General features: G+C 51.1%; 20 protein-coding genes. 16 read left to right on the top strand and 4 right to left on the bottom strand.

Features of this window, described 5'->3' with window-relative positions:
• Positions 1 to 522 precede the first annotated feature (522 nt).
• The gene (locus tag CAG64_RS08165; protein ID WP_161488707.1) at positions 523 to 1,494 is read right to left on the bottom strand and encodes a phage portal protein; all 972 of its coding nucleotides are present in this window, start codon (positions 1,492 to 1,494) and stop codon (positions 523 to 525) included.
• A 24-nt stretch (positions 1,495 to 1,518) separates the two neighbouring features.
• Positions 1,519 to 3,279, bottom strand: coding sequence for a terminase large subunit domain-containing protein (locus tag CAG64_RS08170; protein ID WP_161488708.1), 1,761 nt, complete (start codon positions 3,277 to 3,279; stop codon positions 1,519 to 1,521).
• A gap of 134 nt (positions 3,280 to 3,413) precedes the next feature.
• Here CAG64_RS08170 and CAG64_RS08175 point away from each other — a divergent pair, with 134 nt between their 5' ends.
• The 15 genes from CAG64_RS08175 to CAG64_RS08245 all read left to right on the top strand — a co-directional run bounded on the left by CAG64_RS08175 (position 3,414) and on the right by CAG64_RS08245 (position 13,823).
• Positions 3,414 to 4,238, top strand: a complete 825-nt coding sequence (locus tag CAG64_RS08175; protein ID WP_161488709.1) for a GPO family capsid scaffolding protein — start codon at positions 3,414 to 3,416, stop codon at positions 4,236 to 4,238.
• Positions 4,239 to 4,279: 41 nt separating this feature from the next.
• Positions 4,280 to 5,314 (top strand): phage major capsid protein, P2 family, encoded by a 1,035-nt coding sequence (locus tag CAG64_RS08180; RefSeq protein WP_161488710.1) that lies wholly within the window; start codon positions 4,280 to 4,282, stop codon positions 5,312 to 5,314.
• A 111-nt stretch (positions 5,315 to 5,425) separates the two neighbouring features.
• The gene (locus CAG64_RS08185; RefSeq protein WP_161488726.1) at positions 5,426 to 5,875 is read left to right on the top strand and encodes a head completion/stabilization protein; all 450 of its coding nucleotides are present in this window, start codon (positions 5,426 to 5,428) and stop codon (positions 5,873 to 5,875) included.
• Positions 5,875 to 6,348 carry a phage tail protein gene (locus tag CAG64_RS08190; RefSeq protein ID WP_161488727.1) on the top strand — a complete coding sequence of 158 codons (474 nt, stop codon included), beginning with the start codon at positions 5,875 to 5,877 and terminating at the stop codon, positions 6,346 to 6,348. Before CAG64_RS08185 ends, CAG64_RS08190 begins: the two co-directional genes overlap by 1 nt.
• Entirely contained in the window at positions 6,336 to 6,866 is a 531-nt protein-coding gene (locus CAG64_RS08195) for a phage virion morphogenesis protein (RefSeq protein WP_161488711.1), read from the top strand. Before CAG64_RS08190 ends, CAG64_RS08195 begins: the two co-directional genes overlap by 13 nt.
• Positions 6,866 to 7,045: a DUF2635 domain-containing protein gene (locus CAG64_RS08200; RefSeq protein ID WP_161488712.1), complete on the top strand. Its 180-nt coding sequence runs from the start codon at positions 6,866 to 6,868 to the stop codon at positions 7,043 to 7,045. The genes CAG64_RS08195 and CAG64_RS08200 overlap by 1 nt, the downstream gene beginning before the upstream one ends.
• Entirely contained in the window at positions 7,045 to 8,178 is a 1,134-nt protein-coding gene (locus tag CAG64_RS08205) for a phage tail sheath subtilisin-like domain-containing protein (protein ID WP_161488713.1), read from the top strand. The genes CAG64_RS08200 and CAG64_RS08205 overlap by 1 nt, the downstream gene beginning before the upstream one ends.
• A gap of 3 nt (positions 8,179 to 8,181) precedes the next feature.
• On the top strand, positions 8,182 to 8,547 hold the full coding sequence (locus tag CAG64_RS08210; protein ID WP_161488714.1) for a phage tail tube protein: 366 nt from the start codon (positions 8,182 to 8,184) through the stop codon (positions 8,545 to 8,547).
• 11 nt (positions 8,548 to 8,558) lie between these two features.
• Positions 8,559 to 9,257: a phage terminase small subunit gene (gpM, locus tag CAG64_RS08215; RefSeq protein WP_161488715.1), complete on the top strand. Its 699-nt coding sequence runs from the start codon at positions 8,559 to 8,561 to the stop codon at positions 9,255 to 9,257.
• Positions 9,241 to 9,528: a phage tail assembly protein gene (locus CAG64_RS08220; protein ID WP_161488716.1), complete on the top strand. Its 288-nt coding sequence runs from the start codon at positions 9,241 to 9,243 to the stop codon at positions 9,526 to 9,528. Before gpM ends, CAG64_RS08220 begins: the two co-directional genes overlap by 17 nt.
• Before the next feature lie 35 nt (positions 9,529 to 9,563).
• Entirely contained in the window at positions 9,564 to 9,671 is a 108-nt protein-coding gene (locus CAG64_RS08225; RefSeq protein ID WP_337247443.1) for a GpE family phage tail protein, read from the top strand.
• Positions 9,672 to 9,704: 33 nt separating this feature from the next.
• A complete protein-coding gene (locus CAG64_RS08230; protein ID WP_161488718.1) occupies positions 9,705 to 11,597 on the top strand; it encodes a hypothetical protein in 1,893 nt (630 codons plus the stop codon).
• Between the two features lie 139 nt (positions 11,598 to 11,736).
• Entirely contained in the window at positions 11,737 to 12,297 is a 561-nt protein-coding gene (locus CAG64_RS08235; protein WP_161488719.1) for an SOS response-associated peptidase, read from the top strand.
• 243 nt (positions 12,298 to 12,540) lie between these two features.
• Positions 12,541 to 13,041: an Hcp family type VI secretion system effector gene (locus CAG64_RS08240; RefSeq protein WP_161488720.1), complete on the top strand. Its 501-nt coding sequence runs from the start codon at positions 12,541 to 12,543 to the stop codon at positions 13,039 to 13,041.
• On the top strand, positions 13,038 to 13,823 hold the full coding sequence (locus tag CAG64_RS08245; protein ID WP_161488721.1) for a DUF4225 domain-containing protein: 786 nt from the start codon (positions 13,038 to 13,040) through the stop codon (positions 13,821 to 13,823). The genes CAG64_RS08240 and CAG64_RS08245 overlap by 4 nt, the downstream gene beginning before the upstream one ends.
• A 440-nt stretch (positions 13,824 to 14,263) precedes the next feature.
• On the opposite strand, the gene CAG64_RS08250 is transcribed toward CAG64_RS08245, so the two are convergent.
• The gene (locus CAG64_RS08250; protein WP_021706786.1) at positions 14,264 to 14,902 is read right to left on the bottom strand and encodes an NAD(P)-dependent oxidoreductase; all 639 of its coding nucleotides are present in this window, start codon (positions 14,900 to 14,902) and stop codon (positions 14,264 to 14,266) included.
• A 133-nt stretch (positions 14,903 to 15,035) separates the two neighbouring features.
• Between CAG64_RS08250 and CAG64_RS08255 the strand changes: the two genes are divergently transcribed.
• Positions 15,036 to 15,932, top strand: a complete 897-nt coding sequence (locus tag CAG64_RS08255; protein ID WP_161488722.1) for a LysR family transcriptional regulator — start codon at positions 15,036 to 15,038, stop codon at positions 15,930 to 15,932.
• On the opposite strand, the gene CAG64_RS08260 is transcribed toward CAG64_RS08255, so the two are convergent.
• Complete coding sequence (locus tag CAG64_RS08260) at positions 15,924 to 16,895, bottom strand: DUF3187 family protein (protein WP_161488723.1); 972 nt, start codon at positions 16,893 to 16,895, stop codon at positions 15,924 to 15,926. The genes CAG64_RS08255 and CAG64_RS08260 overlap by 9 nt on opposite strands.
• Positions 16,896 to 17,089 lie beyond the last annotated feature (194 nt).

Consider the following 17,089-nt stretch of genomic DNA (forward strand, 5'->3'; position numbering starts at 1 on the left):
ATATTGATTAATCGCATCCCTAACCCCTTCTAAAGACCATACCTTAGATATATTAGGATCAGATTTTGTTAATTTTTTTTCTATCCAAGTAAAATCTATACTATGAATAGTTTCCATCACTTCAGAATCACTTTTCATAATTATCCCGAGATCTTATTAAAGAACTAGATCTAGGATCTAGTTCTTTAATTTTACACCAAATACTAAGGTAGGCAGTGAGCTGCTTTAGCTACTTTACGAGTATTTTTTTCTACTTTCTTTTGTTCATTCTTTTTCACAATAATTTCCTTTTGAAGTTTAATACATGTAAGCCAAATCACTTTTGGCCCTTTTTTTTTAACAGTTTGATATAATAGAGATCAACACATGTTTCATTTATGTTCTGCAAATGTTAAGTACCTCTCGATTATATGGGAACATACTGTTAATTTAATTAATTGAAATTTAAAATCTGTATAGATATCAACCAATTCGCAATATCAATAAGACATCAAAAACAATCACGAATAAGTATGAGTAAACCTATTCCATAGAAATGCATCGATACTGATTCATTTGAATAACTGTCATTCCTACAAACTCATTGAGCTCTTGCATTGCATCAATAAGCGGCAAGAGTTCGTTCTTATGGAACAGCCAGTCAACTTTATTCAGATCGTTGCTTGAGGTGATACTTTCGCGCCGGATACTCATCAGCTCGATTGGTACCCGGTGCATGGCCAGAACGTCGTTCATAGTCTGGTTCTTCACTTCTTTAAATGAGTCTTTCGCTTCCACCTGACCAATCGGTTTCAGCTCCGGCGCTTTGGTGTCCTTACCTTTGGCATTCACGAACATGTTTTTGAACGCCATCCCTTCTTTAGCCTGCAACCTGGCTTTGATTTCCTCTTCCTGAGTTTTCGTCATGGTCGGCTCGTTCATATAGAGCAGGTATCCGGCGTGCTGGCCGTTGCGGTAATACTGACGACGAAACAGCGTCGCATCGTCATTGAGCCAAATAGACGTCAGGCCACTGACATGGCCAGGCAATCCGTAAATCTCCTGAGCAACGTCGTATTCCGACCAATGGAAGATTTGGCCTGGTTTAAAGTCGATGCGTCCCTGGTCATCATAGGCTCTTGGCTTGTAGGTCCAGCCCAAATCTTCACGGCGACGCATGTACAAGGCCGGTACATGTTTGAGGGCAACAGGCTTGCCCAGGCCACCGTATCCGCGTATCACCTGCAGATACCCGTTACCGAAGGTCAGGAAGTCCTGAATGAAACGCTTCAGATCGCGGCGTGGCAGTAACGGGCTGACCATCACCGCAAACGCCAGAGTATTGCGTTTAAACTCAATCGCACTGGAGTGCATCGGATTCACCCGCAGGGCTTTCGCCAGGGTATCAAGCGCTATCGGCGGCTCATACAGGCCGTCCATCAGCGCCACTTCCAGGTAGCTGAGAATGTCGCTGTTCATTACGCTGACCGGGTTGGAAAATTCTATCTCAATCACTGGGCCTCTCCATGGGTTCAGGCATCAGAAAATCGTCACGGTGGTGTCGTTTTCACTATGAATATCAATCGGCTCCCAGCGCATGACGTGCATGGCAGCCCAGGCAAGGTCGGCGTGTGAACCAATCTTACTGCGGTTAGAAATAAAGGTGACCTGGTTGCTCACCTGCGTGGTGTGTTGGCGGATCATCAGGAAGGAGTGCACCAGGTCATCCCACTCGGCATCAAACTGAAGCCGGCCATGATGAATAATTTCGCGCGATTTATACGCCATCATGCGCTTCATCTCCGGCGAGTAATCCAGCTCGGTGAGCGCCGGGAAGAATTTGCGGACTAACTCGGCGACCGCTGATCCCACGCCGCCGGTATCCATCGCCAGGTACACCACATTGTATTTTTCGGTGATGCCCCGGATGGTTTCGGCCTGCTCTTCATAGCTGGAGCCTTTAAGCCTGAGGCGTTCGATAAACCGGAATACACCGCCTTTTTGTTTGGGTTTCAGCGCCACGACAAGCCCGGCATCGTCTGAGCCGTTGCCCTGACCGCCGCCTCTCGGGTCGTAACCAACCAGCACTTCTGCATCACCCACCGGACGCGGTTTGTTGTGATCGACGTCTTTCCAGAGAGAGGTATCGGCTTTGCAAGCCAGCAACGCTTTCAGGGAGAAGAACGACGCACTGTCGTCCAAAAACTGACAACGTAAGAGGTTGTCGAAGATTTCCTTCACCGGGTACTTACGCTTGAGTTTGTCCATGTTGAAGAACGTGGCGCCTTTGGCCATCGCATCATCGACGGTGATCATCTGACGGAAGATAAAGTCCGGCCCCAGTGAGCCACCTTTAAGCGCTTTATGGCTGATGTCGATGTTGTGCTCTTTCTTGCCTTGCCATTTGGGGTACGCTTCGTGGGCCATCGTTGACGGGGTCGAAATGTAAGTGGTGCGGTAGTGCGCCTGAATGGACATGCCGCCGGCGTAATCATCCAGCTCAGCAAAGCGCGGGATCCAGAACACCTCATCCCAGTACATGTGGCCATTAAAACCTTGCGACGTTGCCACATTGGTGGACATAAAACCCAGATTCGCCCCGTTGCTGAGCTCAATGTCGTCTCTCCCTTTGAGGTCAACGTCCCCAATCTCGAGTGCAAACTTACGAATGTAGTTTTTAAAGATGTACGACTGCTTTTTCGACGCGGAGATAAAGACCTGGTTGTCACCGGTCAATACCGCGTCCTCAAACGCTTCATACGCAAAATAAAACGTCAGGCCAATCTGACGCGATTTGAGATAGAAACGTATTTCGTTGATGTCGTGGTTGTGTTTGTGCGCGTGGATCTCTTTCTGATAGCCAAAGAAGGTCTTTTCGCGATACGCATCCAGCATCTCTTTGGTGATGTGAGAGACGTCGTTTTTCACCTTATTAGGCTTGCGTCCACGTTTTTGCCCGCCTTCACCTGACACTGACGGGCGTTCGCGTTTGTTCCGGGCTTCCTGGCGTTTGAAATGTTGGCTCAGCAGCATGTCAAGCTCGCGCTCCTGGGATTCCAGCTTGTGATCGACCCACATCAGATACGCGATGCGCTGGCGCAGCATCAGCTCGACGGGCGCATCGTCCCGCATGGCTTTCCAGCCAAACTTTACGATCCACTGCTGCACCGTGCGCGTGGCCACCGATATTTTGTCTGCGATTTCAGCCGGTTTGTACTGGCGCAGGTACCAGCCAAGCGCTTGTGTTTGCTCGGCGGTATACAACGGCAGATTGGCGGTATTCAGTACATTCTTATCCATGCAGGCATAGTGCTACAGCACCCGTGAATACTCAGCTCACGCCGTTTCTATATCCGGTTTTTAGAAGCGGCTTGAATACAAAAAGACAGGGGCATTGGTTAGATTGGAATCATCGAATTCAGGAGAGAAAGTGCATGTTCCAATCAGAGCCCATTTGTATTTTGCAGGCAGGCACCACGGTCGACGGACGCGTCATTGAGCAGAAAATCATTGATGAAATCGCCGAGAGTTACGATCCCAACGTCTACACCGCCCGCATCAACGAAGAGCATTACGACTGGAGCTATAAGTTCGGCTCGGTGGTGTCGGTGGAAAAACGCGAAGACAAGCTGTTCGCTGTGATTAAACCGAACTCTTACCTGCTGCGCATGATTGAACAGGGACAGTTACTGCACACCTCTTGTGAGTTCATTGAGAAGTTTTCCGATACCGACAAGGCGTATCTGACCGGGTTGGCACTGACCGATAAACCCGCCTCGCTGGGGACCACTCAGATCCATCTTTCCCGTCAGAAGGACGGCGTCGTTCATGTCGCGTCTCACTTTCCGGTCAGCAGTGAGCAGTTCAGTCATCAGAGCGAGGGTGACGACGCCTCAATGTTTAAAAAATTCAAACTATGGCTCAAGGGCGAAACGCGCGTCGAGCCGTTCTCACAGCAAGAAGATGAAGACGAAATGAGTAAAGAAACCGAAGCATTGCTCAAGCAGAGCATTGAGCAAAATCAAGCATTAAACAGCAACCTGAGCAAACTGGTTGAACGTCTCTCAAGCCAGGATAAAACGGCCAACGACGACGCCCCGGACACCTCTGAAGACAATGCCCAGCTCACTGAGCTGAAAGGTCAGGTTGAGCAACTCTCTTCTCAGCTGACGGATTTGACGCAGTCGCTGAGCCAACTGACCGATGACAGCGGCCGCAAACTGGCCGGCGAAGACACGGAAGCAGACGTGTACCTGTAAACGCTTTCCCACTTCAGACAGAGCATATTGAAAGGTTTTCCATGCAAGAGAATACGAAAAAGAAACTCAGCGCGTACGTTCAGGCAGTCGCGAAACAAAACGGCGTCGACAACGCGACAGAAATGTTCAACGTCAGTCCGAATAGCACCCAGCGCATCATCGCGGCGATCCGCGAGAGCAACTGGTTTTTAAAACGCATCAACATTGTGCCGGTGAAGAACCAGACCGGTCAGGCCATTGGTCTGGGAGTCACCGGGATGATTGCCAGCCGCACGGATACCTCGGGCGATGGGGAACGTAAACCCAAAGATTACAGTGGCATGAAAGCCATGCCGTATCACTGCGTTCAGACGAACTTTGATACGGCCATCCGTTACGCCAAGCTCGATGCCTGGGCGCACATGAAGAACTTTGCCACCATCATTTCATCGCACACCCGTGAGCAGATTGATGCCAACAAAATCACCATTGGCTGGTATGGCAAGAAAGCCGAAGCGAATACCGACTCAAAAGCCAACCCTAACGGGGAAGACGTCAACAAAGGCTGGTTTCAGGCGATGCGTGAGCACAATGCTGAGCGTCTTATTACAGAAGGTAAAACACCGGGAGAAATTCGCATTGGTGAAGGCGGCGACTTCATCAACCTCGATTCGGCCGTGTTGAATGTGAAAAACCTGCTGCACCCGGCCTGTGAGAACGACGCCAACCTGGTCGCGGTCATTGGTACGGATCTGCTGGGTTACGAAAAAGCCAAGTTCTATGACACGCACGGCAATACGCCCAGTGAGAAAAGCAAAGTGGAAGAGCGCCAGGTGATCGGTACTTACGGCGGTCTGCCCGCCGTCACCGTCCCGGGCTTCCCGGCGACCGGCATTATGGTCACCAGTTACGACAACCTGTCGATGTACATCCAGGAAGATTCGATTCGCCGCTCGGTTGGTAAGAAGAACGACGCTAAAGATCAGGTCGAGAATTTTGAATCGATGAACATGGCTTACGTCATTGAGCAGGTCGAAAAAGCCGCGGCGATTGAATTTGCCAACGTGAAACTGTGGATCGACGGCGCCTGGGTATAACCCACAATTAACACCCCCTCAATGCGGGCTCTGACAATCACTCTGAGAAGCGATAGCAGAAACAGAGTGCCTTGTCTGTCTGCCCGCATTCTCTCAACCGGAAGGTGAATGATGGAATTTGTCGGGAATAAAAACGAAGTGTTCACGGCTGAGCTGCCCGCCACCGCTGTGTATCCGTCGCTCAAGCTGTCAGAGTTCCAGTCTCTGTTTCATTTCCTGAGTAATCAGACAGAGCCGGGCATTTTGCAGCAAGCCAGCGTGTCACGCATCAAGGTGCATCGCGAGCTGGCGAAGGTCATCGCGCCTTTTGAACACCTGAGCGCGCTGTCACAGTCTCACTTCGGCGATACAGCATCGGGGGACACGTTGTACAAACAAGCGGTGTTTGCCCTGACCGCCAGTGCGCTGATTGGCATTCAAATCAGTGGTGATGCCACGGCCGACGCCGCCGCCAGGCAAGAGGCGCTGAGCGAGAAAAAACAACAGTGTGATGTGCAGTACCGCCAGGCGGTGGACCTGCTCCTTCACGGCGAAGAAACCTACTGTTTTGAGATGGTGTGATGAAATCCCTGCAGAGTCTGACCGAATTATTTAAAGCCCACATCATCGATGCCAGTCAGCTTTCTGTCTGGGCAGAAGACGGTGCCCTGTTCTGTGGCCAGAGCCAATTTGTGGACGGGTTTGAAGTGGAGTACACCGCCATCGTCTTCATCCAGAACGCGACCGTTGCGCCGCACGTCCTGATGCTGCATCTGGTGAACTGGCTGAATCGATACGATCCGCATCGCCAGGAAAAAGGGCTCGCGATGCCCAGCTTTGCGCTGGAGCATTTAGGGGACGGCAAGTTTGACATCAAAATCAAACTCGACCTGCAGGAAGCCTTCACGTTGCAAGCGTGCGAGCGCGGAGACTGGATGCAAGGCGACACCCGTTACGACTGCGTCAGTGAGTTTTCGGCCACCGTCGATGAAGACGATTTGGATGTTCTGGTGTACGCCGTCGGCCATCTGGAGGATTTGCCATGTCAACGCTGACACTGAACACGCCAGAGCAGCTGACCCGGGTCATTGAACATCTGGTCATGACGGCCAGTGAAAAACTGGATCTGAACCGGCGTATGGCCAACCGGGCCCGGCAATTTTTCAGGCAACAAATCCGCGCTCAGCGTGACATCGACAACAACCCGTACCAGACCAGGCGAGCGCGAAGCAAAACCTCATTGGCTCAGGGGCGCCACACCGTCAACAACAAGAACATGTTGATGGGGTTGTCCAAATCACTGCGCACGTACGCGGACGAAACGAGTTTTGAAGTGGGCTTAAAAGGCGTGGCGGGCCTTATTGGTCGCACCCACAACGACGGTGAAAGCGTGTCGTTCACCACGCACGTCAACGGCTTTTATGACAGCCGCATTGGTCGATGGACCGGGGGGCGCGTCACGAAACGCAACTACACCATGCCAAGGCGGACGTTTCTGGGCTGGACGCCGGCACTGGAGAAAGAGCTGATGGCCATGGCCGCAGCGCATTTTGCACGGGAGGACATCGCGTAATGCAGACATTCAATATCAAACCGAAAAAAGGGCTGACGGTAAAAGATCCCCAGACCCTGGCCCCTTTGAAAGCGGCCGGAGAGAACAAACCCCGCAACGCCTACTGGCTGCGACGTTTACAAGACGGCAGCGTGACTGAAATGGCCGCCAAAGCCACAACCCAAAAGGACACACAGTAATGGGCATCGGTTTTAATGAAGTCCCGGCTAACATTCGCGTGCCGGGCGTGTACATTGAGATTGATAACAGTCTGGCCAACAGCGCGGAAGATCAACAAGTGGTCTTAGTGATTGGCCATGCCGTCGCGGACGCGCCGGTGGCACCCAACACCGTCAAACTGTGTATGGATGCCACCAAAGCGGCGGAGCAGTTCGGACAATCGGACATCGTGGATATGGTGACCTACTTTCGTAAGCAGGATGACACCATGCCCGTCTACGCCATCAGTGTGGCCAACAACGACATCGCGAACGCACTGGCCGCGCTGGGTGATACGCAGTACCACCACATTCTGTGTGCCCTGAACGACCAGACCAGCATCCGGGAATTGGGGACGTTTCTGGATGAGCGTTACAACGCCCTGAATCAGATCCCGGGGCTGGCCTACATTCCACATCAAGGCACGCACGCCGAGCAGATCACCTTTGCACCGGTGAGCAACTGCGCGCTGATTAACTTTCTCCCGATCAATGCGTTCGGGGACTCGGCCGACAAACCGTTGCCTGATGCGGCGGCGATTGGCGCATGGGGCGGGCAAATTGCGCCCTCTCTGGCGATTGATCCGTGTCGTCCACTGCAAACGCTCCGGCTGAATGGTGTGTATACCCTGGCTGACAGTGAATGGACCTGGGCCGAACGCAACCTGCTGCTTTATGAAGGCATGAGTACGTACACCATCAACGCGGCAAAAGAAGTGCTGGTCGAGCGCCCCGTCACGGCGTACACCGAAAACGCGGCTGGGATCGCGGACAACAGTTACCTCGACATTATGACACCGGCCACGGCCATGTATTTTCGTCAGAAGCAGCGTTCGCTGATCCTGAGTAAGTACGGCCGTCATAAGCTGGCGAAAGACGGGACCAAGTTTGCTAAAGGGCAACCCATCGTCACGCCGAGCATGATCACAACCGACTTCCTCAAGTTGTACCGTCAACTGGAATATCAGGGGATCGTGCAGGACTTTGATGGCTACAAGAAGACGCTGATTGTTGAGCTGGACGACAACAACAAGCAACGAATCAACTACCAGGACTCACCGCAGTTTGTAAACGGCCTCATTATCACGGCCGGTAAAATTCAATTCAGGAAGTAAATTATGGCGACAAAAATCACCAGCCGTGCGGTCATTCACGCCGGCTCACTGGGACGACTGGTCATCAAAGAAGGGGCGGAAATCGGTTTTGGTAACCTCAAGCGTGAGCCGGTCATGGGCGATGACGGCGTACTGGGGTACACCGAGCAGTTTGATTCCGCGCCCTCGATTAAGTGCACCATCGTGCACGCTCAGGACACCGATGAAGACGCCATCAAGAACTTTGTTGATGAGGACATCACCCTGGAAACCAACACCGGGCGCACGTACTCCCTGATTGGTGCCTGGGCCGTGGAGCCGCTTTCTCTGGCCGTCAAAGACGGCCAACTGGAAGTGCTGTTTAACGGTGATGAATTGATCCCTCAGTAAGGAGTAACGGCATGCTATCCATACTCATGAAACGCCGGGCACAAGCCGGGGTTACTCAACCCGCCATTGCTCAGGCGAGCCCGGCAGCGCAAGACACCGTGCGCCGGGGAATGGCGGACAAACCCTGGGAAGACGTCCAGGCCACCCTGAAACAAGACCTGGCTTACCTGCGCACTCTGGCGGGCTCCAAAGAAAAGGATCCGTTCAAAGCCACACTCATCGACAAATATCGCCCGCTGGCCTTGCGTTTACTCAACACCCATCAGGGTGAGTACGGCAACCTGGATGTGCTGTGGTGGTATTTCATATGGCATGTCGACCTGGGGCAATTTGAAGCCATTCACGATGCGTTCCGGGCTGCCATCGATGGTGGCCTGGAGTCACCGACTCACTGGAAGATGAACGGCCAGACCGCATTTTGTGGTTACGTATTCAAGTACGCGCACGATGCCCACACACAGAAACAACCGTTTCAACGTGGCTATCTGCTGAATGCGGTGAACGACTTGCTGTCCGGAGCGCTCGCCACCAACGCACCGCTGAAAGTCAAAATGTTCCGTCTGGTTGGAGACTGGTATTACGACGACGGCGAGCCGGAGAAGGCGCACCGCCTGTTCGAACAGGTGATGACTCTGGATCCGGACAAAGGCGGACGCAAAAACAAACTCAAAGAACTGAAGGAAACCCTGGGTTATGACCTCTCCCATTAAAAACCAAAGTGAAGTGCAAACGGCCACCTTGCCAAAGCCTATTGAGAAAGACGGCCAGACTTTGGCGACCATCGACATCACCAAGCCGCACTCCGGTCACCTCAGAGGATTGAGCCTGATTGATGTGTGTGAAATGAACTTTGATGCCGGCATGAAAATTCTGCCGCGGGTATCGTGCCTGAATGAGCGTGATCTCGCGAACCTGGCACCGGAAAACTGGGCACCGCTGCTGACCACCATCGCGTCTTTTTTCGTGGATACGGAACACTGATAGAGCGGGTGGAAGATTACTACGCCGATATTGCGGTGGTCTTCCATTGGTCACCTGGCGAGTTGGATCAGCTCAGCTACGACGACCTATTGCTGTTCCGGGAACTCGCGCGGCAACGACACGAACACGAAGAGAGCGAATAGGCTCTCTTTTTTATTTTGATAAGGAGCACGGCCATGAAAATGAATCTTTCCGTGGTCATGAGTGTAAAAGACAAAACCAAAGCGCCGCTGAAGGGCATGGCCAGTGAATCAGACCACTACGCCAGGGCCATTAAAAAGGTACAAAAAGCGCAGGCAGATGACTCGGCGGCGCTGGGGATGATCGCCTCGTTCAAACACACCCGAAAGGCGATGCAGCAAAACAGTGTGGCGGTGAATGCCGCCAGTGAGAAGCTGCAGGCGCTGAAAGCAAAAGCGGCGGAGGCAGGCAAGCCCAGCGCTGTGCTGACCGAGAAGATTGCCAAACAGCAAGCACGGTTTCACACCCTCACCCGAGCGCAGGAAAATCATAAACAACATCTGGTTAAACTCGGCACTGAGCTGAAGAAAACGGGCGTGAAAGTGCATGATCTGGACGGTGAGAGCCGGCGCCTTGAGAAAAGCTACAAAAAACACGGCGCGGAAATTGTCCGGCTCAGTAAAAAATACGGCATCCTGAAATCGGCCATGAAGCCGGTTCAAAAACTCAATGGCGCAATAACACTACCACGGCTGACGTCGGCAGCGGCCGGAAAAGGCGCGGCGCTGCTGGGTGGCCTCAGCCTGGCAGGCCTGGTGAGTGAGGTCAACAGCACGGCGGCCGAGATGGACAAACTGGCCAAGAAAGCGGGTAACCTGACGCTGCCCATCAGCGAGCTGCAGGCCATGCAGTCTCAGGCCGAGCACGCTGGTGTCAGTTCCGATGCGTTGTCGGCCTCGATGACGCGTTTCACCCGCCGGCTGGGCGTACTACAAAAGACCGGAGGCGGCGCGCTGGGTGGTTACCTCAAAAAGAGCAAAAGCCCGATATTCCGAGAGCTGAAAGGCGCGCAGGATACGCAGCAGGCCTATCAGATACTCCTGGTCTCGTTTGCCAAACTCAAAACCACCCAGGAGCAAATGGCGTTTGCGGATGCCGCGTTCGGGGACAGTGGGCGTGAAATGCTCATCATGCTCCGTGAAGGGACCGAAGGACTGACTGCCGCCCGCGAAGAGTTCAATGCCTTAGGTGGTGGCGTAACGGCAGAAGACGCCGCGAAGGCGGAAGCGTACAACGATGCCATGCAGCGCATTCAGGAAAGTGTCCGTTCGATGAAGTTCGCCGCACTGGCTCCGATCATGGAAAAGGCCACCGGTGCCTTTACCCGGTTTACCGAGAAGTTTAAAAATGAACATTGGCGAACAGATTTCATTGAAAAGCTCATCCAAACGGTGGACAGCTTATACCGGGGGCTGGAGTTTTTAGGCAAAGGACTGATTTGGGTGTCTCAGAACTTCAAAGGCATTGTCGCGGCCATCGCCATCGTCAAAATCGCGCTGATTGGTTTGAACGCAGTGATCATGGCCAACCCGTTTGGGATGATCGTCACGGCCGTTGCGGCAGCGATTGTGGCCATCACCTATCTGGTTGACCGGTTCATCGGACTGGACAATGTTATTCAGTGGATTGGGGATGGGATTGGATGGCTGTGGGAGAAATTTAAAGCGCTCATCAACACATTGCCGGATGCACTCATCCCGGATGGCTGGAAAGTCAGTACCGAGGAAGCCGGCAAAGACATCGACAACCTGGCCGACAAGATTGACGGGATAAAAGACAAAAACGCCAGGTTGGGTATCACTACCGATGACACCACCAACAGGACAGAACGGACGAACGCAGAACGCAGAGACGACACTTATCCGTCGGGTCGTCTGCCGTCGTCAAAGTACGCGTCTTATCAACCGCTGACCAACCAGACCATCCAAAGCAAATCCGAAGTGGAACTGCGCATCAAATCCGACAAACCGGTGACGGTGGACAAAGTGCAAAGTGAGAAAGGTACGGATCTGAATCTGGATGTGGGCAATATGAGCTGGAGCTATTGAGGTACGACAGAGATAAACCGGGCTCCCCCCGAGCCCGGCATCCCACTTGTTGCAGCGAAGGTATCAATACCGCATTCAGACTACCCGTCCCGGAAAGTTATCTACACTCTTTATTGAATCAATGAGATGAGGTTGGGAAATGTGTGGCAGGCTGAATGTAATTGATGATCCGCTAAGTCGTATAGTTTGCGAGAAACTTGGCATCCACTTTCGCGCAGAGACCAACACAGATTTAAGGCCCACTCAGCCCGTGTCCACCGTTGGCATGAAAAACGGCCAGTTAATGCAGCTCGATTTACCGTGGGGCATCAAACCGGAATGGGCGAAACGCATCATCATTAATGCTCAGGCGGAGACCGTTTCCGTTAAACCGACTTTTGCAGCAGCCTTTGAAAACCATCGGGTTATCGTTCCCTGCTCGGGCTGGTATGAATGGTCTGATGAACACGGGGAGAAGAGAAAGCGTCTGTTCAGTTTGGGAAAGAAAGACGTTATCTATATGGCGGGCATTGCGGTAGAGGATGGAACGAAACTCGTTACGCTTACTACCAAACCCAACAAACAATGCAGCGCTTATCATCACCGTATGCCACTTCTGATAGAACCGGCCAGCGTGCTGACTTGGTTAGCGGGAAAGCCGGAGCTTGTTTTTAAACTGCTTAATTATGAGTTAATGGAAACACTTAGGATCCGTTCATAGCTCCACACATAATCTATCTAACATTTTCATGATTTTAAGCATTTTCTCACCAAGCCCCCCAAACAATACAAAGTGAAACGAAAATACTACCCAATAACAACCCATTCCAGCTAATCAACCGCCAAAACAACCAATCGGCATTCACTTTGCACGGAATGGCGCTCATTATGCAATATGGTTGTTATTCAAAGCCTTTGATAATATCCACGCCACAAACAATAAATATCGGACAACGTCACAATCATGAGTACTATCGCTTACCTATCTATTGAAAGCACTACAACTGGGTGCCTTTCCACTGGCTGTAACACGCTGCTTTCTATGGGGAACAACTTCCAACTTGGCCATGAAGATGAAATCACTGTGTTGTCATTCTCTCATTCTATTGCACATGACAATCGATCTATTCACATGCCGATTCAAATAGTTAAGAGAATTGATAAAGCATCACCTATTCTCGCTCAAGCTTGCTCTGATGGTGAAGAACTAAAGTGTCGTTTGACGTTTTATCGTCCGACTCCGAAAGGCGGGAATGAACTCTTCTACGAAATCAACCTTACTGGAGCTCTTATACGATCACTTTCCACACACATGCCACATGTTATTGATTTCAATGAAAATGAAATGCAAGAAACAGTTACCATAGCTTATCGAGATATTAATTGGCGTCACGTAGGTGCCAATACAGGAGCATTTGCATCGTGGCTTCAACCTTTCTCTGACGCAGTTGAGAAATTCCAATGAGTACCCTTCTCAAAGAAATGGATGATGATGAAGTAAAGCTGGCAATTCGAGGCCTGATTAATCAAGCCAATATGTACAGTATGAGTTACCTGAACGATCCATTGATTCAACATCAATTTCGGGAAGAATACAGATTTTTGGGAAAGTGCTTACGGGATGACTATGAAAATGGAATATTGGCAAAAAATCGAATCGTAGGCCTAGTTAAACAGGAACGCCAAAGCTTAATAGATCAAGCTCTAGAAATCGGTAGATATGGTATCGGCTTAATTGCTGGTATTGGGCAACTTTCTACTGGATATGGATTATGTGTCACTGAATCAGTATTTTCCTTTACAGGTATGTCATGGTGTACCACTGTAGGAGCGCCAATGTTCCTACATGGGGGAAACAACATATATGAAAACTCCTACAACATCACAGGTAACGTGGTGCAAAACTGGAAAGGTCAATATACCGGTAATTATGGTGATGGCTCTGGATATTTGCGAGATGGTTACCGTAAAGCAGCCAAATCATTAGGCATGAACGAGCGTGATGGTGATTTAGCATATGCAACAGTTGATTTGGCTACTAGCGCCTACGGATTGAAGAACACATTAAAGCCAGCTGCAAACGCCAATGTATCAGGAGCAAGTCAGTTCAAACTTTTCCGCTATTCTGCAATGGATTACAGTAAAGGATGGAAAACAATGTCTAGATCCGCATTGTTTGTTGAAGTGGGCGCCAACATTGAGACCACAAGGAGTGCTACAACTCCATATCTAACTGAGGAAGAATAATGGATCTTTTCCTATATTTAGCATTAAGTACCGTCTCTTTGGTTGTCGGTCATTTCCTATCATCCAAGTACACCAAAACAGAAAGTAGCCTTGTATTTGTTATATACATACTATTCATGGGTTATGCTGTGAGTCAGCATTACGGCATTCTTTTCAATCAAAGGTTTCATGATAGTTGGTTTCTTGTAAGTTTTGGTACCGTCATCGTTGACACCAAATATCGCGTAATTAGCTTCATTATGATGTTTTTAAGTGTACTTACTCTGCCTCCATCTAAACTCGGTAAGATCTACAGAATAGTTCGTGCATTTACCATGAGTAAAAACACTTAACAAACGAAAGCAAAGGGATAAATGTGGACGAAACAAAAACATTTCCAAATAATTTCAACCACTTAACAACACGAAAAACCCGCCGATGGCGGGTTTTTCGTGCATCTCTTAGTATGCGACTCCGATGCGCTGTTGCGGGTACTGCGATCGTTCAAGTTCATCTATCATAGCCACGGCGTAGTCACTGACGGAAATTCGGCTGTTGCCCTCTTCATCGCTCAGCAGTTGATCACCGCCCACGCGGTAAGGTGCTTGTTTCTCGCCGGGGAATATCTCAGCCGCCGGGCTGACAAAGGTCCAGTTCAAGGTACTGTCGCTGGCACGGAACACGGCCAATGCCTGACCCATCACTTCTGCTTCTGGTTTGTATGCTTCAGGAAAGTCTGGCAGGCTGATCAGAGCCACGCCCGGTGCAACTTCCAGAGAGCCGGCACCTCCGACCCAAAGCAGGCGGTTTACCCCGTGTTGAGGCAAAGCTTGCAACAGTGTCTCTGCGGTTTGAACCACGATGTCGTGATTGCCGGCAGCGCGACCACCAATGGCTGAAATGACCGCGTCTACGCCCTCAACCGCTTTTGCCAAATCGGCACCTTCAGCCAGCAAATCGAACTCACGGACTTCCACATCATCTCGGGTCACTTTGCTCGTATCACGAACCAATGCCACCACCTGATGACCACGAGCAACGGCTTCTGCCACAATGTGACCGCCAATCCAACCTGATGCACCCAATACTGCTACTTTCATTGCGTTCTCCTCACTCTTTTCAATTCATATCAGTTTCCGAACAACCATTGCAGTTTAGTAGTGAACTAATTGGCGATAAATACGCAATATTGATGTAGATTGTATCAGTATAGTTTACTAATAGAGTCTTGCTATGGATCGTATTACCGCTATCCGCAGTTTTGTTGAGGTCGCCAACACCGCTAGCTTCACCAAAGCCGCCGACAACCTCTCACTCAGTCGCTTGCAGGTTTCACGTCACGTACAGGACGTCGAAAACTGGCTGAAGCAAAGGCTGTTGCATCGCACCACCCGCAAAGTCAGCCTGACCAGCGCCGGCGAAGACGCATTGGTTCGTTGCGAGCGCATTCTCAGCGAAACCACGGCATTGGAGCTGGACTCGATGCTACATCGGGACTCCTTATCAGGTACGATTCGTGTCGCCTCGCCAATCGGGTTGGCGCAGCACATGTTGATTCACGTGGTAACGGCGTTTACTCGCCAGCACCCACAGGTGACCATCGACATCCTCGCCTCAGACCGATTTTCGCAACTGGTTGATGAGCGCGTGGATATCGCTTTGCGTTATACTCACCAGCCAGACGATCACCTGATCGCTCGTCAGCTGATGGCCATCGACGCGGTGATCTGCGCCGCTCCGGATTACCTGGCCGAACACGGCGTTCCTGCTCATCCGGACGATCTCAAACAGCACAACTGTCTGGTTCATCTTGACGCACATCGCTGGGAGTTTGTGCGCCACAATCAGCCATTTCAGGTACAGGTTGGTGGCAACATCAAGGCCAACGATGTACTGACGCTGATGCAGGCAGCGAAAGATGGCGTGGGTGTGATTCGTCTGCCGTGTGATTTAGCCAACCCACTGCTGGCTGACGGCCGTCTGATCTCTGTTCTCAACGACTACTACATTCCGGTCAGTAAGTTGTGGGCCGTGTATCTGTCACGCAGCTACCAGTCTCCCTTAGTCAGGCAGTTCATCGATTTTATCGCCGAGGCATGGCAGCAGGATATTTTGCGGCCGTCAGCCTGAGGACGAGAAGTGATAACGCAGGCCTAAACTGAATGCTATGTCTGTGGAGTTATCCATGTTGAACACATTTTCAGTAGCCGAGAACTCCACCAGCAGACGATCGAAATAATAACGGTAGCCGAGAATCACTTCGTTGGTGACATCGGACAGGTCGCTGTCGTCGTCTAGGATGCCTTCATAACCGTGATACTCCAGCAGCACTTCATGACGTGTCCAGAATCGGTAGCCGTACCCCATAGCGACAGCCCAGCTGTAGGCTTTACTCGGCAGGCTGTTGAGGATCATCCGATCTGGCTTGCGATGGGTGACCCCGACGGTGGAAAACCAGGCATGGGCGCCGGACTGATAGCTGTAATTGAGCTGCAAACCTTGCTCAAAGCTGTGCGTGGTGAACGGATAGTCATCCACGTCGTTGTAATACAGGCTGGCGCCCAACGCGAGCGCATGGTTTGGCTGCTGCCACAATCGATACTGGAGGTAGCCGTGCAGTGCGCGGACAACCACCTCATCTTCAAAGTCACTCACCTGAATGCCGTAGCGTTCGTTGGCGATAGTAAACTGGTGCTTATCCACTTCATCCCGGCCGTTTTGATCCAAGCCAAAAAAGTCATGAAAATCAATGGTCAGGCTATCCAAATGATTATTTCCGGCCCAGCCGAACTGATACTGAAATTCCGCCGTCCAACGCGGGCTCAACGCCCACTGAATCCCAGCAAACACCTGATTTTGGTAATAGTCGAGCTGGTAGTCTTCATTTCTGGCCCAGATACTGGCCACCGTTCCTATCGCGAACAGTTCGCTGCTCTCTGGCGTAAAAGCAGAGCGCAGCTGAGTAGTGAGCACCGTGGACTGATAAGGTGCCTGGGAGTAGATTCGCATCGGAGTAGAGCGCAGACCAGCGCTGACTGAAAAACTGAACAACGATGCGATCCCTGCCATGTATACAAGTGAGGATCGAAACATAACCGCCGCCATTGATTGAGCATCCCAGCAACACATGGTGAAATCGTGGTACGCCAAACTCGAATCGGCGCCGCTGTACAGGTGCTCTTACTTGCTGTTTTAAATAAAAATACTGAGCTTAGTGTTGAGTGTAGGAGGGAAAACCCTTTCCTGCCAAACCAAGTGCTTGCGGTGAAATGATAAACGCCCGCTCA

It is taken from the genome of Vibrio sp. V38_P2S17PM301 (assembly GCF_009904845.1).
Classification (GTDB): domain Bacteria; phylum Pseudomonadota; class Gammaproteobacteria; order Enterobacterales; family Vibrionaceae; genus Vibrio; species Vibrio proteolyticus.

Coding starts and splice junctions, on each gene's coding strand:
- CAG64_RS08170 (WP_161488708.1), bottom strand. CDS start 3,279: ATGGATAAGAATGTACTGAATACCGCCAATCTGCCGTTGTATACCGCC.
- CAG64_RS08175 (WP_161488709.1), top strand. CDS start 3,414: ATGTTCCAATCAGAGCCCATTTGTATTTTGCAGGCAGGCACCACGGTC.
- CAG64_RS08180 (WP_161488710.1), top strand. CDS start 4,280: ATGCAAGAGAATACGAAAAAGAAACTCAGCGCGTACGTTCAGGCAGTC.
- CAG64_RS08185 (WP_161488726.1), top strand. CDS start 5,426: ATGGAATTTGTCGGGAATAAAAACGAAGTGTTCACGGCTGAGCTGCCC.
- CAG64_RS08190 (WP_161488727.1), top strand. CDS start 5,875: ATGAAATCCCTGCAGAGTCTGACCGAATTATTTAAAGCCCACATCATC.
- CAG64_RS08195 (WP_161488711.1), top strand. CDS start 6,336: ATGTCAACGCTGACACTGAACACGCCAGAGCAGCTGACCCGGGTCATT.
- CAG64_RS08200 (WP_161488712.1), top strand. CDS start 6,866: ATGCAGACATTCAATATCAAACCGAAAAAAGGGCTGACGGTAAAAGAT.
- CAG64_RS08205 (WP_161488713.1), top strand. CDS start 7,045: ATGGGCATCGGTTTTAATGAAGTCCCGGCTAACATTCGCGTGCCGGGC.
- CAG64_RS08210 (WP_161488714.1), top strand. CDS start 8,182: ATGGCGACAAAAATCACCAGCCGTGCGGTCATTCACGCCGGCTCACTG.
- gpM (WP_161488715.1), top strand. CDS start 8,559: ATGCTATCCATACTCATGAAACGCCGGGCACAAGCCGGGGTTACTCAA.
- CAG64_RS08220 (WP_161488716.1), top strand. CDS start 9,241: ATGACCTCTCCCATTAAAAACCAAAGTGAAGTGCAAACGGCCACCTTG.
- CAG64_RS08230 (WP_161488718.1), top strand. CDS start 9,705: ATGAAAATGAATCTTTCCGTGGTCATGAGTGTAAAAGACAAAACCAAA.
- CAG64_RS08235 (WP_161488719.1), top strand. CDS start 11,737: ATGTGTGGCAGGCTGAATGTAATTGATGATCCGCTAAGTCGTATAGTT.
- CAG64_RS08240 (WP_161488720.1), top strand. CDS start 12,541: ATGAGTACTATCGCTTACCTATCTATTGAAAGCACTACAACTGGGTGC.
- CAG64_RS08245 (WP_161488721.1), top strand. CDS start 13,038: ATGAGTACCCTTCTCAAAGAAATGGATGATGATGAAGTAAAGCTGGCA.
- CAG64_RS08250 (WP_021706786.1), bottom strand. CDS start 14,902: ATGAAAGTAGCAGTATTGGGTGCATCAGGTTGGATTGGCGGTCACATT.
- CAG64_RS08255 (WP_161488722.1), top strand. CDS start 15,036: ATGGATCGTATTACCGCTATCCGCAGTTTTGTTGAGGTCGCCAACACC.
- CAG64_RS08260 (WP_161488723.1), bottom strand. CDS start 16,895: ATGTTTCGATCCTCACTTGTATACATGGCAGGGATCGCATCGTTGTTC.